The organism is Dyadobacter sp. CY312 (assembly GCF_021390535.1).
Lineage (GTDB): Bacteria > Bacteroidota > Bacteroidia > Cytophagales > Spirosomataceae > Dyadobacter.
Map to the genome: position 1 here is coordinate 403800 of NZ_JAJUXG010000008.1, position 16984 is coordinate 420783.

A 16984-nucleotide genomic window follows, 5' to 3' on the forward strand; every position below is an offset into this window, starting at 1 on the left:
AAAACTTATTATGAGCCTGTTTCTAAGCGTGCGAATGACTTTGAATCAGCTTTGAGTGATGCGTTCTTTTTGTCGAGGTGAATTTCAGCAATACGCTCAACAACTTCTCCGCTTCCCCATTCGCGGCTGCGTTCAGGATTGGAAAACCATTCCTTAACAGCAACAAGCTTATACATGTATTTCGTTGTTTCTGCGTTGAGTTTGAGCTTGAAGTAATCATCCTTGTTCTGGGCATTCATTCTATTCTGAATGTGTTGAGGTCCCGCGTTGAAAGCTGCTGCAACGAGCGTCCAGGATCCAAGCTGGCGGTGTAAGTCTCGCAAATATTTGGCGGCAGCATGAGTGGATTTAACCAAATGTTTTCTGTCGTCTCTTGTTGAGTCAACCACCAGTCCAAGAGATTTAGCTGTAGATGGCATAAACTGCCAGTAGCCTCCCGCGCCTCTGTGAGATGTAACATCGTTACTCATGGCGCTCTCTATGATGGGAACATATTTAAAATCGGCTGGTACTCCGTACTTTTTAAGGATGGTTTCTACTGTGCGCATCCTTTTTTCAGTGCTTGTCATCAGCTTACGAAATTGTGGATTATCGTAATTTCTGATCATTTTTTGATATCGCTGAGCGATGCGAAGCTCTGATAATGGTATAGCCTCGCCACAGAAGTCAATAGCAAGAAGATCTGAATTGATAGTGTTTGTATTTTCTGTCAGTTCTTTCAGTTCTTTCTTTTCTACCTCCACCTCGCTCATGGATACTTTTCCCATTACTGCGATTGAGAAGGCAACAAAGATTAGTCGAATCATGCATTTTTTATTTCGTGAAACATAGGTTCTTTCCGGTGTGTATAATGCGTATAATGACTGCATTAAAGACTTTCCGAAGTTGCAAAGGTAACGGTATTGAACAAATAAAATTTCATTTTTATGTAAAAAACTGATTTACAGCATCTTTTACTAGTTAGTAATAGTATTAATTCAATATGGTTGAATTTTGAAATAGAATAGAAGTACACAATAAATTGTGCTTTTCTCCGTAATTGAGCGAAATAATAGTTTGTAGTAGGTATATTTTACAAAAGCCAGAGAAAAATATAATATATAACTATACCATGATTTGGTTAAAATGATAATAATTTAATAGCTGATAAACAGTTAGTTATATATTTATTTCTTTGAGTTTTGTGGTATAATAAGGCGAAATAGGTCAAAATGGCTCTTTTTTCTCTTTTGGTGAAATATTCAAATTGACATCCTACATATTGTATCTTGCAATTCTGAACGTATGAATATATGGTAACTGTAAACGAGGCAAAACAAAAAATTATTGCAAATACAGAGGTGCTCACCAGCATGAGCATGAAGCCATCGGAGTCACTCAATTACGTATTGTTTCAGGATGTTCGTGCGTCGATATCATTACCATCTTTCCGTCAGTCGTCTATGGATGGTTACGCAGTTCACGATTCGGACATCACTGCCAGAGGCACCGTTTTGGAGATATTGGCGGAAGCAAAAGCAGGCGAGGGAACTATGCAAGTATTACCTCCCGGTGCAGCAATGAGAATTTTTACAGGAGCCCCCGTTCCGGAAGGTGCAACTGCTGTAATTATGCAGGAGCGAACGACCCGAACCGGCAGTTTTGTTACAATTGAAGATTTCCCGGTAACTCCGGGTAGAAATATCAGAAGTATTGGACAGCAGATTATGAAGGGCTCAATAGCTCTTCCCCAAAATATATTGCTTACAGCCGGAGCAATCGGTTTTTTGTCAGGACTTAATGTTGAGGAAGTAAGTGTATATCGGAAGCCAAAAATCGGTTTGCTTGTTACTGGAGATGAGTTAGTTCAAAATGGTAGTTCCATCAGGCATGGCCAGGTGTATGAATCCAACTCGTTGATGTTGCGAGCAGCGCTACAACAAGAAGGCGTAACCGATGTGGAAGTGCTGTATGCAAAGGACGATTTACGGGCAACAATTGATGCATTGGATGAATTGGCGGGCAGAAATGATATTGTGCTGGCGAGTGGTGGAATTTCAGTCGGAGATTATGATTTTGTAGGTGAAGCGCTGCAAAGCATCCGTGCCGAAACCATTTTTTATAAGGTCAGACAAAAACCAGGAAAGCCTTTGTTGTTTGCACGAAGAAAGCAAACACTATTTTTTGCCTTGCCCGGGAATCCCGCATCCTCACTTGTGTGTTACTACGAGTACGTGCTTCCGGCAATTCGTAAAATGTCCGGGCGAAGCGATTACTTTTTAAGATCAGTGTCTATGCCTATCGAGCGCGGTTACAGTTTCGACGGAGAAAGGGATGAATTCTTGAAAGCAACAGCAAATCAGGACGTTGTGATTCCGCTTGATGGACAGGAATCATTTGCACTACGCTCTTTTGCAATAGCTAATGCAATCATTTATTTGACTGTAAACCAGAATAAAGTGGAAGCCGGAGACCATGTAGAAGTTCATTTATTACCGGCCTGAGAAAATGACACAGTTATGAGTATTCATGTAATGTATTTTGGGATGCTGGCAGAAATAACCGGCCAGACCAGTGAACAGTGGATGACGGATGATAATCTTACGGTAGGTAAGTTTCGCCGGCAGATAGAGGAAAAGTACCCTTTATTAAAAGATAAAAAGTTTAAAATTGCTGTAAACAAGCAAATCGCTGATGATTTTATTTTAGTGCCGCATCAGTCGGAATTGGCTTTGCTGCCTCCATTTGCCGGAGGCTGATTTCCTCGCCCAAAAATTTGTTGCAATCCGATTGTCTGTGTTTCGTGGTCTATAATTTGTAGATTTCATGCCTTATGAAATAAATGACAATCAGATAAAACGAATTGTTTACTTTAAACTAAATACTGTTTAACTGAATCAAAGTGTGGATAAAATAAAAAAAACTAAAAAGGTATTTGTTCAAGGCCCAATTAGTCCTGAATTCGTTGGGTCTTCCATTGCAAGTCACCAATCTAAGACGAATGTTGGCGCGCATGCTATTTTCCTGGGACAGATCAGAGCTGACCAAAAAGAGGAGGGAGTAGTCAGCGGGATTGAATACTCAGCTTATGAAGAGATGGCGGAGGAAGCCTTTCATCAGATCCGCGAGGCGGCATTTGCCAGATTTGACCTCATTTGTATGCATATATACCACAGCCTTGGTATAGTACCAACGGGTCAGATCAGTCTTTTTGTTTTTGTCTCATCGGCTCACCGCAAGGTTTCGTTCGAAGCCTCAGAATACATCGTAGAGCAGATCAAAGCGAATGTGCCCATTTTTGGAAAGGAACTGACGGAAACGGGTTATTCCTGGAAAGAGAATAAGTGATCGGAGCATAAAAGCTGGTGCGAAAACTTCAATATAATTTTATAATAAAAGCATTTAATGGTTGACATAACCCACAAAAACAACACCTTACGGATTGCAACAGCCGAGGCGACAGTCAGTGTAAGCAAACCTGAAACCATTCTTGCGATCAAAAATCGGACTGTTCCGAAAGGAGATGTTTTTGAAATGGCAAAAGCTGCTGGTTTCCTGGCTGTAAAAAAAACACCTGATTTGCTTCCCGACTGCCACCCCATTCCTGTTGAATATACGGCTGTGAATTACCGGATTGAAGAATTGTCGGTGGTAATTGAACTGACGGTCAAAACGATCTATAAGACAGGTGTTGAAGTAGAGGCCATGCACGGAGCATCCGTAGTAGCACTCACCATGTATGATATGCTCAAACCGATTGATAAAGGCGTTGAGATTAATAACATACGATTGCTGGAAAAGAAGGGTGGGAAAAGTGACCGGAAACCAGTCCCCGGGAATCTAAAAACGGCTGTGATTGTTTGTTCGGATAGCATTGCAGCTGGTGTTGGAGAGGACAAATCGGGAAAGACAATTATTGAAAAGCTGAAATCGTCAGCAATTTCTGTTCAGGATTATAGCATTGTACCTGATGAAAAGTCTTCGATTCAGGAAAAAATTATTGGCCTGAAAAGTCTTCATTACGATCTGATTCTGATTACAGGAGGCACCGGGCTATCGGCCAGAGACGTTACGCCTGAGGCTGTCAGCGAATTGATCGAAAGGGAAATTCCTGGCATAGCTGAAACTGCGCGACAATATGGACAGGAGCGGATACCTACCGCAATGCTTTCGCGTTCGGTTGCCGGGTTGATCGGAGATACGTTAGTGATTACAATGCCGGGTAGTACCGGAGGTGTTACCGAATATATGGATGCTCTTTTTCCGCACGTATTACACATTTTTAGCGTTATCCGGGGAACGAGACATTAGGAGGAGGCAATTTAGCGAAGGGGAGCCAGTATTTAGTAAATGGTTTAAAGTGGACAGATGACTGCTTCTTCGCTATTTTAAATAATCAAAATTATAAATTCTGCGTTTCACTACAAGGGAATTTTAAGAAATACACAATGTCATTGCCCATTATAGATACATTTGGACGTAAGCATACTTACCTGCGCATATCGCTGACAGATAAGTGTAACTTGCGTTGTACGTATTGTATGCCACAGGAAGACATGCAGTTTATGCCTTCCAAGTGGCTTATGCAGGCAGATGAAATAGAAGAGCTCGCAAAGATTTTTGTGGAGATGGGTGTGGAGAAAATCAGGCTGACGGGCGGAGAACCGCTTGTGAGAAAAGATGCCGGACAGATTATTGAACGCCTTGGGCTTCTCAATACCTCACTTACGTTGACTACCAACGCGCTATTGGTAGATCAGTACATTGGTCAACTCAAATCCGCCGGAGTGCAGTCACTCAATGTTAGTCTGGATACATTAAAAGAGGACCAGTTCAAAAGCATTACCAAAAGAGATCATTTTTCTAAAACCCTGGAAAATATAGAACTTTTGCTTTCCGAAGGTTTTACCGTCAAGATCAACGTTGTACTGATGCGGGGTGTTAACGATCAGGAGGTAAATGACTTCGTCCGGCTAACGCTGCGTAATGCACGCTTACATGTGCGCTTTATCGAATTCATGCCATTTAACGGCAATCAGTGGGACATGTCAAAAATTGTTTCTTATGCTGATTTGCTTTCGACGATAAACAATGAATTTGATTTCAAACAGTTGCCAGGTGAATTACATGACACTGCGAAGAGCTTTCAGGTAAAGGATGGTGCAGGAACTTTTGGTATTATTGGTACGGTAACACATCCTTTCTGCTCGGGATGTAATCGTATTCGGCTTACTGCCGACGGAAAATTAAAGAACTGTCTGTTTGATACTTCGGAAGTAGATCTGTTAAAACCGTTAAGAAATGGTCAGGATGTTCGCCCACTCATTCTGGATCATTTTCATAAAAAACATTTTGCTCACGGCGGGCATGTCGCTTTTGATGAAAAACATGCCAAAACGGACTACGAGCAAAACCGGCGAATGATAGCGATCGGGGGGTGACACCGCTCGTCCTTGTTTTTTGCCATTCATACTAACCGTGCAACACGGCTCTTATGAAGGACATCTTTGGTAAAATCTTTAAAAGTTTTACATCAAAACCTTCATAGCCATGAGAAAATTATTGAAAAGCTTCGCTATCGCTGCATGCGGTATTATCCTGTTAAATGTATCTGCCTTCGCACTTCCGGTCGATTCAAAAACCGAATGTAAAAACAACAGTTGTGAGAATTTTAAGGTGGGAATGTATCGTGTGAAAAATACGCTTACCATGAATTTACTGATGGAAAAGCAAAAAGGCGAAAGAGTGAAAATCTGCCTTCGTAACAGTGCAGGCAAAGTTGTTCACGAGGAGACAGTTGCCAGATCTATTGAAAAGATGGGCAGGAAATTTAATTTTTCAGAAATCGCAGATGGTCGTTACACACTGGAAATTTCTAACGACAGCGAAAGAATTGTTAAAAATATTAACCTGACAACCAATGATGTGAGCGAATCAACTGCACGTACTTTGGTAGCCATGAATTAAGAAAATAAGCAAAGAGTTCGCGTCCCGGGATTGAAGCCGCATCAATCCCGGGACGTTTTTTTATACCTCGCTTTGCGGAACCAATCTCCTTGGTAAGAGTTCTCCTGCCATTAAATCATAAAGAATTTTCCCCCACACCAATATACAGGGAACGGCTTTGAGTACATAAGGCCATACGTATTGATCGCGGATAAATTTGGGGAACAGATCGGTTGAAGATAGGCCGGTGAATATGAGCGCAAGAATGAGTAAAACAAGATTTTCGGTATTCTGAGCTTGTGAAAAATACCACAACGCCACGCCACTGATGGCTATGATAAAGGTTGGTGATTCTGCACGATGGTTGAAAATAACGACCCAAATCAGAATGGAAGCAAGCATCAGAATGCGGTATTGAAAGATATTGTACCCTTTGATTCGTAACAAAGGAATGCAAAAAAGCACAACACCTGCGAGGCTTACATACGTTTTATTCACCTGCCAGTTAAACCAGGTTTTCAGCCAGCCTATTACTGACAGTCCGTCTGATATGGAATGGTCGTTTGAGAGCATATTTGCCCAGCTTTTGTATAGAAACACAAACTGATTCTGGTCAACAACCAGCAACGGAAGCAGTGTGAAAAGTACGGTCCAGAATAAGGCCGTGTAAACAAGTTTGAGTTTGCCAGGATAAAGCAGGTACAACGCCAAACCGACAATTCCGAAAAGCTTGATGAAGATTGTTGACACGATACACAAAGAGGCCAGCCAGTATTTTCTTCGTTCCAAAAATCCGAAGGTGAAAATAAGTAAACCGGTTATCAGTGCGTTGCTTTGCTCATTTTGCAGGGTTGTGAGTGTCTCGCTGAATACAAAGATCAGAATCAAGCCTTTGGTTCTGATATCTATATTTGGCAGATAATATACCGAAAAGAATAAAACAGCGGCATTCAATATCGCCCATAGCGACAAGCCCACCGGATCTGGTAAATAGGCAAACAGACCGAAAAGGAGTGCGAATGCGGGGCTGTATTTAAAAAGATCCCATTGTTCTTCCAAATAAAGTATATAGAGGTCTTTTCCTTCTATAAGGTGAAAAAACGACTGTTTGAAAATGACGTAGTTATTGTAGCAAGTGTAGAGCCTCGGATTATCTTCAAAGGTTTTGAGATCTGCAAAATAGGATTGCAGCGCTGCGAAAACTGCAATGGCAAGGAAAAGGGAAAGTAGCGCTTTGGGATTAACTAAAAATCGATTGATGGCATTCATACCAGGAAAGGGAATTCTGAATTTTTATTTTGTCCCAAATCTAGCGGAATTGCGGATGACGCCGGTTATAATTTTGCATGGGATCGCAAAAAATACAACCGGCATTGGTTGAAGTAACAAACAATTACTTCATATACTCCATCGCTTTCAACCAGCCTTCCATGGCAGCGGGCCAATTAGCAAGCGATCCTTTCCCTTCTGTTCGAAATCCGTAACCATGCCCTCCGATTGGATAAAGATGCATTTCCGCAGGTGTTTTAAATTTCTTTAATGCCAGATAATACTCTATACTGTTTTCTACGGGCACGGCGCCGTCATCCATCGCATGAACAAGAAATGCGGGTGGTGTTTTTGCACTTACCTGCATTTCGTTGGAGTAATATTTAATCAGCTCTTCGGATTTATCAGGACCCAAAAGATTATCGCGGGAGCCGCCGTGTGAAATGCCGGGAGTGAGCGAGATAACAGGGTAGATAAGCATAGAGAAATTTGGTTTTGCCTCCTCGGAAGCTTTTTCTCCCATATTGTAATGTGTAGATAACGTTGCTGCGAGGTGTCCACCTGCCGAGAAACCCATAACACCGATCTTGTTTACATCAATATTCCATTTTCCGGCACTCTGGCGAATCAATTTCATGGCTTGCATGGCATCCATAAGCGGAACTTCATGCTGTTTTGTCATCGCTTTTTCGTTGGGCAGGCGATATTTAAGTACAAAGGCTGAAATTCCCCGTTCATTAAACCACTTTGCAAAATCACTTCCTTCATGAGAAGCTGCCAGGATTCCGTAACCTCCGCCAGGGCATATCATCACAGCCGCCCCGGTTGCTTTTTCTTTCGGAGCAATAAAGGCTGTGATTGTCGGTATGGTAACTCCGCTTATTCTTAGAATTCCGTTGGCATCGGTGACCGACTTCTCCTGAATATCGCTATTCTTAAAATTAGGTATTTTGCCGTCAGGCCAAAGATTGATAACTTCGGTTTGTGCCATAGATTGAAACGAAAGAGCCGAGAGACCCAACGCAATAAATATTCTTGTTAAAATTTTCATCAGTTTTGTTTTTGTTGAAAAGACGTAGCTTGTTGGAATATACCCTCATTTGGGATCTTCTGAGGGCACAGCAATTTGGCAGTATAGGGTAGGGGTAGACCAACATTCACAAAATGATCATCAGAATAGTACGTATGACTTTTCAAACCGACAAAACGGAAGCTTTTCTGGATTTGTTTAATCGGTCCCGACAACAGATTATTGAAATGGAAGGGTGTCTGCATCTTGAACTTTGGCGAGACACCCAGGAGCCAAATGTGTTTGTTACACACAGCCACTGGGTGTCGGAGGATGCGCTGAATAATTACCGTGCGTCGGAGCTTTTCGGAAACGTGTGGAAAGAAACCAAAGTGCTGTTTTCCGAGAAACCGGTTGCTTTTTCTGTTGAAAAGGTGTCGTAATTATTGGGGCCTTGCCGGGTTAATCATAATATGGGCGCGATGTGTTCCGGGATCCATAATCCAGGGCATGCCTTCCACATCTGGCTTCAGTGGTAAACCTGTACTTTCCGCAGTTGCAAACGGGATGTATACCACGTAGCGCAAATAGCTGTTTTTAAGTGCTCCGCTTGCTGCATCATAACCGTCTTTTTTTCCTGAAAGAACATAAAGTGTTGAGGGTTGTCCTGGCATTTTCAAGGTCCCGTCCTTCACCTCTTTTTCCCGGATATCAAATATATCCTTTTGATTTTTACCTTCTTGGGTCAGTTTTCTACCACGTTCCATAAAGGCATCAAGCTCTTTTTGGTAGCATGATACGCCAATATCTTCTTTTTTAGGATCATCGGCAATGCAAACAAAGTCATTGGAGCCTTCTCTTAAAACAACAAATGTCCCATCTTTTGCATAACCGTACACTTTTGCACCTTCGCGTTTGTCCGAAGGAGCCGCGAGAACAGCTGTTTTAATTTGTACAGATGCTGGGAGTGGAGTTACCTGAGCTTTGGCGTGAAAAGGGGCCACAATAGCTAACAGGTAAAAAAAAGTCTTATTCATAGTAGTAATATGACAGGTGGATTGTCTCTTTTAGTTTAAATTTAGCAATCTTTATTTAAAATATAACATTACGCTGTTTGGCTGCTTGCTTGCCATTTGAGAACAGAAGATTTGCTTACCTATATTACTATTTCACTACATGAACTTAAAAAGGAACTTAGGCTTGCTTGTGGCCGGAGGGGTTTTGCTTGGCAGTACCGTCGCTACGTACCAATATTCCAGTCCCGGCAGCCTTGGTGGTGCTGTGCTGGATAGCTTGTACAAAGATCTGACGACTGCGCAAAAAAGATCACCTAAGTACGCCGTTGCAGGATTGAATGTAACTGAGGGCCTGGAAGCAACACTTTTTGCTTCTGAACCTACACTAACAAACCCCACAAATATTGATGTAGACCATCTTGGCAGAGTCTGGGTTTGCGAAGCGTATAATTACCGGCCTGCTATAAACGGGAATCCGACCAAAGACGAAGGCGACCGCATTTTGATATTGGAAGATACCGATGGTGATGGCAAGTCGGATAAGACTACCGTATTTTATCAGGGCAAGGAAATCAATTCTCCTTTGGGTATCTGGGTAATGGGCAACCAGGTTGTGGTTTCTCAGAGCCCGTATGTTTGGTTGTTTACAGATACCGACGGAGATGGCAAAGCAGATAAAAAGGAAACCATTTTTGAAGGAGTGGGCGGTGAGCAGCACGACCATGGTATGCATGCATTTACCTTGGGTCCGGACGGGAAGCTGTATTTCAACTTCGGTAATGAAGGCGGTCATTTGCTTGGTAAGGATGGCAAGCCGGTAATCGGATCTGACGGGAAAGCTATTGATTTCAAAAATTTGAAACAGGGAATGGTATTCAGGTGTGATCCTGACTTTAAAAACGTGGAAGTGCTCGGGCACAATTTCAGAAACAACTACGAAGTTGCGGTGGACAGCTACGGAACCATGTGGCAGTCGGACAACGACGATGATGGTAACAAAGGCGTACGTATCAACTACGTAATGCAACACGGAAATTACGGATATACCGATGAACTTACAGGTGCAGGCTGGCGTGCGAACCGGACCAACATTGAAGATTCAATACCACATCGTCACTGGCATTTGAACGATCCGGGAGTGGTTCCTAATCTTTTACAGACTGGATCGGGTTCACCTACGGGTATGGTGGTTTACGAAGGCCGGCTTTTACCTAAAAAGTTTTGGGATCAGATGATACACTGTGAGCCGGGTCATAATGTGGTACGTGCCTATCCGGTTCAAAATGCGGGTGCGGGATACAGTGCCCAAATCGTAAATCTGGTTGATGGTAAAAGAGATCAGTGGTTCAGGCCTTCGGATGTTTGTGTTGCTCCTGATGGCTCACTCATTATCTCTGACTGGTACGATCCGGGAGTAGGCGGGCATCAGGCGGGCGATCAGAGTAAGGGTCGTTTATATCGACTTGCACCTGCTAATTCGGTCTACCGTACTCCAAAACAAGAGTTTACAACTGCCGCAGGAGCTGTTGAAGCTTTACAGAGTCCTAATCTTTCGGTGAGATATCTGGCTTGGCAGGCATTGATGAAGCTGGGTGAAGGTTCTGTGCCGGGATTGGAGAAACTTTATGCAAACAAAGAAAATCCGAGAATGCAGGCGCGGGCACTGTGGGCTTTAACCGCTATTAATAAAAACAACAATGATTACCTGGCAACTGCGATTAAAAGAGCAAATCCTGACTTACGGATAACAGCTTTGAGAATAGCGAAACAAAGAAAAAGCCAGGAACTTGGTAAATACATAAGTCTGCTTGTTAATGATCCGGAACCCCAGGTGCGACGGGAATGTGCATTGGCTATATATGGGAACAAATCACCAGAAATGGCTGGATTATGGGCTAAACTTGCGCAGCAATATGATGGCAAAGATCGCTGGTATCTGGAAGCGCTCGGCATTGGAGCGGAAGGTCAATGGGATTCATTTTTTAAAGCATGGCTCGCAACTACGGGAGGAAACCCAATTGATAGCCAGGCTGGAAAGGATATCGTATGGCGGTCAAGAAGCAAAGAATCTGTGACTTTACTGGCATCGCTGGCAAGTGATGAGTCCGTTGATTTGAAAAGCCGTCTGAGATATTTCCGTGCATTTGACTTTAATCCGGGAGGGAAAGAAAAATCGGCAGCGTTACTTAAAATAATGAAAGGCAAGGCTGCCAACCAGACGGAGATCAGTAATCTTGCTTTACGCCATCTTGATCCTGCTTTTGTAAAACAATCTCCGGATGCTCAGGCAGCTTTGAAAAAAGTACTTGATGCCAACTATGGTACTGTAACTTACATGGAATTGGTATCCCGATACGATCTGACATCAGAAAATAAACGCTTGCTTGATCTTGCATTGGCAAAATCTTCTGAAAATGTGGGTCGGCAGGCCGGGCAACAGCTACTAAAACAAGGTGGTAGCCCGCTGATCTGGAATACCATAAAAGGAAAAGACGTTGCTAAAGCCGAAGGTATGTTGGCGTCTATTAAAGGTGTTGGAAGTAAGGAGTCACTTGATATTTTGAAAAATGTGACGACAGATACCAAATACCCGGTTAACGTTCGAAGTGCCGCTGTAAAAGCATTGGGCGGAACCATGAATGGAGAAGATCTGGTATTGGTGCTACTGAAAGAAGGTAAATTATCGGGAGAACTTAAAACAGCTGCGGTTCAGGGGCTAAGCGGAGCATGGAGGAAAGCTGTGAAAACGGAAGCTGCCAAATATTTGCAGGAGGAGGGAACTGTTGCCAAAAAGCATCCTGAATTGAAGGAACTGATAAGCAAAAAGGGTAACGCGACAAAAGGTAAAGAGGTGTTTGCAATGTACTGTTCTGTTTGTCATCAGGTAAATGATCAGGGAATGGATTTTGGTCCGAAACTTTCTGAAATTGGTGATAAACTGCCCAAGGAAGCTCTGTACGCAGCTATTTTTGATCCGAATGCAGGAATTGGATTCGGCTACGAAGGTTTTGAAGTTACATTTAAAGATGGGTCTACTGTGGCTGGGATCGTATCAAGTAAAACGGAAACGGATCTGCTAATGAAGTTTCCCGGCGGCTCTACACAGGAATACAAAATGTCTCAGGTGAAATCGATCAAACAAATGAAAGATTCGATGATGCCGGGCGGCCTGCACGATGCCATGAGCACCGACGAGCTGGTGAATCTGGTAGAGTATATGAGTAGTTTAAAGAAAAAATAAAACCCATTGTCGCATTGATTTTAAAGGAGTTGGAAAAATATTTTCAACTCCTTTTCTTCTTCAGGAATGATGTTACTTATGAAAGTAACAACAAAACTGCATCGGGAGATTTGTTTGTAGAAAACATGCAATAACGTATATTGGGGCTCCACAATAAGAGGTTAATTAAGGATGGCCTCCCGGAGATTATTCCTGATCTTTCCGTCAGGTATCGTGCTGATCATTTCTTTATTCAAAAAACAACAGGTAATTTTAAGTGTTTTTTGAGTAGAGGTCGCGATATAACAGAATATTTTGAAACAATTTAATTTAAAGGTAATTACCACTCTTGTTGCGGTAATTTCTTTCTTTACAACTTCACGAAGTTTAAGTCAAACTCCCGATTCCTTAATTGTAAATCACCCCGACAGCGTTTACGCCCGTTTGTCTGAGGCAGAGAAACGCTTTACCATCAATGCTGTGGCGGGTCTTGAAGTAGCGGACGGTCTGGAAGCCACGTTGTTTGCATCGGAACCTAACCTAACCAACCCAACCAATATTGATGTTGATCACCGGGGTAGGGTGTGGGTGCTGGAAGGATACAATTACCGGCCTGCTGTGAACGGAAAGTCTGAACTGGGAATGGGTGACCGCATCCTGATTCTGGAAGATAAGGACGGTGATGGAAAAGCGGATGTAACCAAGGTATTTTACCAGGGTCCGGAAATTAACGCGCCGATGGGGATATGGGTGATGGGGAACAAGGTAATCGTTTCACAGAGCCCGTATGTATGGCTTTTTACAGATACCAATGGTGATGATAAAGCAGATAAAAAAGAAATACTGTTTAAAGGGATAGGCGGAGCTCAGAATGACGCAGGAATACATGCTTTTGTATTCGGACCGGATGGGAAATTCTATTTTAACTATGGTAATGCAGGCAGGCAGCTGGTGGATGGGCAGGACAGACCACTGCTGGACAAGTACGAACAGCCTATCAATTTCAGACAGTTCAAACAAGGAGTAGTCTTCCGCTGTGATCAGGATTTTAGAAAGGTTGAGATCCTTGCTGAAAATTTCAGAAACGGTTTTGAAATTGCTGTTGATAGCTACGGAACGATGTGGCAATCCGATCAGGAAGAGCCAGGCAATGCCGGAGACCGCGTTTCTTATGTAATGGAAAACGGGAATTTTGGGTATATTGATGAAATGAACGGCAATAGCTGGCGTGTGAACCGGACAAATGTGGAAGATGAGATTCCGCGTCGTCACTGGCACCAGAATGACCCGGGTGTAGTACCCAACCTGATGGAAACCGGGTCAGGGTTTCCGATGGGAATGACCATATATGAGGGGACCTTGCTACCACGCAGATTCTGGGATCAGATTATTCTGGCTGATGCCGGACTAAATTCAATCAATGCATTTCCTGTTAAAGATGACGGTGCCGGGTTTAAATCGACTGGTATCTTTCCTGTTGTTGAAGGCAAACGGGACAAGTGGTTCCGGCCTTCTGACGTTTGTGTAGCTCCTGATGGCTCCCTTATTGTTTCAGACTGGTATGATCCTGTTATTGGCAGCCATAAAATGAAAGATAAGAGCCGTGGAAGGTTGTATCGTATCGCCCCTCCTGGTGTACCTTATACGATGCCAACATATGACCTCACCTCACCGGTGGATGCCGTGAAGGCATTGCAAAGTCCCAACCTGTCTATGAGATACATGGCCTGGAACGCTTGTGTGAAAATGGGTTGGACGGCCGAGGATGAACTTGAAAAACTTTTCAGGGATCCGGCTGTAAATCCCCGTCTGCGTGCCCGTGCGCTTTGGGTATTGAACAATATTGAAGGATTTAATTACCGAAGCCTGGATATTGCTTTCAGGGAGCTGAATCACAATTTACGAATTGTGGCTTTAAGAGCAGTACGTCAAAGAAACAGTGATCCTACCGAGTATATCAAACGTCTCACTGCTGACCCCAATCCGCAGGTAAGAAGAGAATGTGCGTTGGCAATTAACCATAACCATACATATGAAGCACTGGATGTGTGGTTGCAACTGGCCAAACAGTACAAAGGAAATGATCGATGGTCGGTAGAAGCGCTGAGCATTGGTGCTATTGGTCAGTGGGAAAGACTTTTTCCTGCCTGGCTCGAAAGAGCGGGGACACGACCGGAACTGACGGCTGCCGGCAAGGACATTATCTGGCTTGCCCGCACCAGAAAAGCGATCCCGTATCTTACTACACTTGCCTCCGATACGTCGGTTAGTTTTAAAGACAGATTGCGTTATTTCAGAGCTTTCGACTTCTTTAATGCAGGTTATGAGAAAACGCAGGCATTATTACATGTGATGAATGTGCCTGCTGCTGACCGGATACAAGTCGGTAAGCTGGCGCTGTTGCATTTGGATAAATCGTTTGTAAGTAATTCTCAGCAGGGACTCACAGCTCTGAACAAGTTACTGGACGAAACTTATGGTACCGAAGATTACATAGAACTGGTAGAACGCTACGGACCTGAAACAGAAAATGATCGTTTGTTTAAACTGGCTTTGGAAAAAGCGGAAGATGTGATTGGGCGTGATGCAGGTAAATTGCTTTTGGAACAGGCAGGCGTTTCGTATATCTCCGAGAAATTATCCAGGTTGAATGAGGCTAACAAAATAGCCTTGCTGGCTTCCATTCGAACATCGGGTAGTGCTGAGGCCGTTTATATCCTTAGATCGGCGGCGCTCAATGCCGGTGAATCCAGGGATGTACAGGCGAGCGCAGCCCGGTTTTTGGGTGGTAGCTGGCCGGGTGAAGAGGCTGTTTTGAAGTTATTGAAGGATAATCGCCTGGATGGGGAGGTGAAAGAAGCTGCCGTGGACGGAATTAAAAATGCTTTTCGTGAGGAAATTAAAACGCAGTTACTTCCATACCTGCCAAAGCCGCCGGTTGTGGTAGAAGAAACTACATCCGAACCCGTTAAAACGAAAGAGAAACGTAAGCGTCGTAAGTCCCGATCCTGATAGACTATCAGATATTGTTTGCAATTCGCCAAAGCACGCCAGAAGGGTCGGTCATGGTGAAATCAATCATGCCCCATGGTCTTACTTCCGGCTCAGAAATGGTAATCTCATATTTTGAGGCGAGCTCTGTTAAAGTAAGATTTTTGTGCCAGTCAGTTGCATTTTCTACGAGCAAATGAATCATGAGATTTCTGGCAAGTTCGGGATGGTAATAGTCTTGCAAAAGAAAACTTGAACTACCGGATGCAAAGTAAGCTACGCCATCGCCGTCAGATTTAAGCGTAAAGCCCATTTCCTGATAAAAGGATTTGGATACGTTGTAGTCCTTGCATGGAATAAATACTTTGAGTTCTGTTACCTTGAGATTCATCATTTTCCTGTTTCTTGGTTATGTTTAAAAGTTGAGAATTCAGTTATAGAATTACTTTTGGTCGGTATATTCGTATCCTGAATCCCTTTACATTTAAAACATAAATATAAGAAAAACATGCTTCGCAGAAATTTTGTGAAATCTACATTGGGAATAGCGGGTGCTGCAATTGCTGCCGGCGAAACCTTTGCTACATCAGCAGCTCCAGCTGCCAAAAATCAGTTCAAGCTCAAATACGCTTCGCACTTTGGGATGTTCCAGAATTCAGCTGGCAAAGATGTGATCGACCAGTTGAAATTCATGGCTGATCAGGGCTTTATGGCTTTGGAAGATAACGGGATGATGGGCCGGTCGGTAGAGGAGCAGGAAAAAATTGCGAAAGAGATGTCCCGACTGAAAATGGAAATGGGAGTTTTTGTGGTTGATAAAGGTGGGAATGGAGCCAATACACTTGCAGCAGGCAAGAAAGAATATATTGATATTTTTCTGAATGGTTGTAAAAAAGCTGTTGAGGTTGCAAAGCGTGTGAATGCAAAATGGATGACAGTGGTGCCGGGCGATTTTGAACGTAATCTGCCTATTGGTATCCAAACCGGAAATGTAATAGATGCACTAAGAAGAGGTGCTGAAATATTGGAACCGCACGGGCTTGTGATGGTGTTGGAGCCTCTGAGCGACAATCCGAATTTGTTTCTGCGTACTTCCGACCAGACCTATGAGATTTGCCGCGGTGTGAACAGTAAATCCTGCAAAATCTTGTATGACATTTACCACATGCAGAAAAACGAAGGACGTTTGCTTTACAATATTGATAAAACCTGGAGTGAGATTGATTATTTCCAAATCGGTGATGAGCCTGGAAGAAAGGAGCCTACGACAGGAGAAATCAACTATAAAAATATCTTTAAGTATATCTACGACCGTAGTAAAAAAGAGAATAAGTCGTTCATTATGGGAATGGAACACGGCAATTCTCAGCAGGGTAAAGAAGGAGAAGCAGCCTTGATTAAAGCCTATGTCGAAAGCGACAGCTTCTCAATTTAGTCTTGAGTTGACAGTTTAGAGTACACAGGCTTTCTCAAAGTCTTCTGAAAAAACAAAAAATGACCAGTATAAAACGCTTACACTGGTCATTTTGCTAACAGCTAACAGCTAACAGCTAA

15 protein-coding genes are annotated in these 16984 nt (G+C 43.1%); 10 read left to right on the plus strand and 5 right to left on the minus strand.

Going from position 1 to position 16984, the window contains the following annotated elements; all coding sequences use genetic code 11:
* Positions 1–8: 8 nt before the first annotated feature.
* Complete coding sequence (locus tag LZG71_RS13000; RefSeq protein WP_233821028.1) at positions 9–806, minus strand: lytic transglycosylase domain-containing protein; 798 nt, start codon at positions 804–806, stop codon at positions 9–11.
* 486 nt (positions 807–1292) lie between these two features.
* Here LZG71_RS13000 and glp point away from each other — a divergent pair, with 486 nt between their 5' ends.
* From glp to LZG71_RS13030, 6 genes are all read left to right on the plus strand, one after another.
* A complete protein-coding gene (gene glp / locus LZG71_RS13005; protein ID WP_233821030.1) occupies positions 1293–2483 on the plus strand; it encodes a gephyrin-like molybdotransferase Glp in 1191 nt (396 codons plus the stop codon).
* Between the two features lie 15 nt (positions 2484–2498).
* Positions 2499–2738, plus strand: a complete 240-nt coding sequence (locus LZG71_RS13010; RefSeq protein WP_233821032.1) for a MoaD/ThiS family protein — start codon at positions 2499–2501, stop codon at positions 2736–2738.
* Between the two features lie 145 nt (positions 2739–2883).
* Complete coding sequence (locus tag LZG71_RS13015) at positions 2884–3327, plus strand: molybdenum cofactor biosynthesis protein MoaE (protein WP_233821034.1); 444 nt, start codon at positions 2884–2886, stop codon at positions 3325–3327.
* Positions 3328–3384: 57 nt separating this feature from the next.
* Positions 3385–4290, plus strand: a complete 906-nt coding sequence (gene moaCB, locus LZG71_RS13020; RefSeq protein ID WP_233821036.1) for a bifunctional molybdenum cofactor biosynthesis protein MoaC/MoaB — start codon at positions 3385–3387, stop codon at positions 4288–4290.
* Positions 4291–4427: 137 nt separating this feature from the next.
* Complete coding sequence (gene moaA / locus LZG71_RS13025) at positions 4428–5420, plus strand: GTP 3',8-cyclase MoaA (protein WP_233821038.1); 993 nt, start codon at positions 4428–4430, stop codon at positions 5418–5420.
* Positions 5421–5529: 109 nt separating this feature from the next.
* Positions 5530–5946, plus strand: coding sequence for a hypothetical protein (locus LZG71_RS13030; RefSeq protein WP_233821040.1), 417 nt, complete (start codon positions 5530–5532; stop codon positions 5944–5946).
* Positions 5947–6006: 60 nt separating this feature from the next.
* On the opposite strand, the gene LZG71_RS13035 is transcribed toward LZG71_RS13030, so the two are convergent.
* Together LZG71_RS13035 and LZG71_RS13040 are read right to left on the minus strand one after the other, a co-directional pair.
* A complete protein-coding gene (locus LZG71_RS13035) occupies positions 6007–7194 on the minus strand; it encodes a glycosyltransferase family 87 protein (RefSeq protein ID WP_233821042.1) in 1188 nt (395 codons plus the stop codon).
* Between the two features lie 124 nt (positions 7195–7318).
* Positions 7319–8245: an alpha/beta hydrolase gene (locus tag LZG71_RS13040; RefSeq protein WP_233821044.1), complete on the minus strand. Its 927-nt coding sequence runs from the start codon at positions 8243–8245 to the stop codon at positions 7319–7321.
* Between the two features lie 113 nt (positions 8246–8358).
* On the opposite strand from LZG71_RS13040, the gene LZG71_RS13045 reads away from it, so the two are divergent.
* Positions 8359–8646 carry a putative quinol monooxygenase gene (locus LZG71_RS13045; RefSeq protein ID WP_233821046.1) on the plus strand — a complete coding sequence of 96 codons (288 nt, stop codon included), beginning with the start codon at positions 8359–8361 and terminating at the stop codon, positions 8644–8646.
* Here the strand turns inward: LZG71_RS13045 and LZG71_RS13050 are convergent, their stop codons facing one another.
* Positions 8647–9240 (minus strand): hypothetical protein, encoded by a 594-nt coding sequence (locus LZG71_RS13050; protein WP_233821048.1) that lies wholly within the window; start codon positions 9238–9240, stop codon positions 8647–8649.
* Positions 9241–9379: 139 nt separating this feature from the next.
* Between LZG71_RS13050 and LZG71_RS13055 the strand changes: the two genes are divergently transcribed.
* Together LZG71_RS13055 and LZG71_RS13060 are read left to right on the plus strand one after the other, a co-directional pair.
* Positions 9380–12460, plus strand: coding sequence for a PVC-type heme-binding CxxCH protein (locus LZG71_RS13055; protein WP_233821050.1), 3081 nt, complete (start codon positions 9380–9382; stop codon positions 12458–12460).
* 294 nt (positions 12461–12754) lie between these two features.
* Complete coding sequence (locus LZG71_RS13060; RefSeq protein WP_233821052.1) at positions 12755–15451, plus strand: PVC-type heme-binding CxxCH protein; 2697 nt, start codon at positions 12755–12757, stop codon at positions 15449–15451.
* Between the two features lie 7 nt (positions 15452–15458).
* On the opposite strand, the gene LZG71_RS13065 is transcribed toward LZG71_RS13060, so the two are convergent.
* Positions 15459–15824, minus strand: coding sequence for a VOC family protein (locus LZG71_RS13065; RefSeq protein ID WP_233821054.1), 366 nt, complete (start codon positions 15822–15824; stop codon positions 15459–15461).
* 114 nt (positions 15825–15938) lie between these two features.
* Here LZG71_RS13065 and LZG71_RS13070 point away from each other — a divergent pair, with 114 nt between their 5' ends.
* Entirely contained in the window at positions 15939–16865 is a 927-nt protein-coding gene (locus tag LZG71_RS13070) for a hydroxypyruvate isomerase family protein (RefSeq protein WP_233821056.1), read from the plus strand.
* Positions 16866–16984 lie beyond the last annotated feature (119 nt).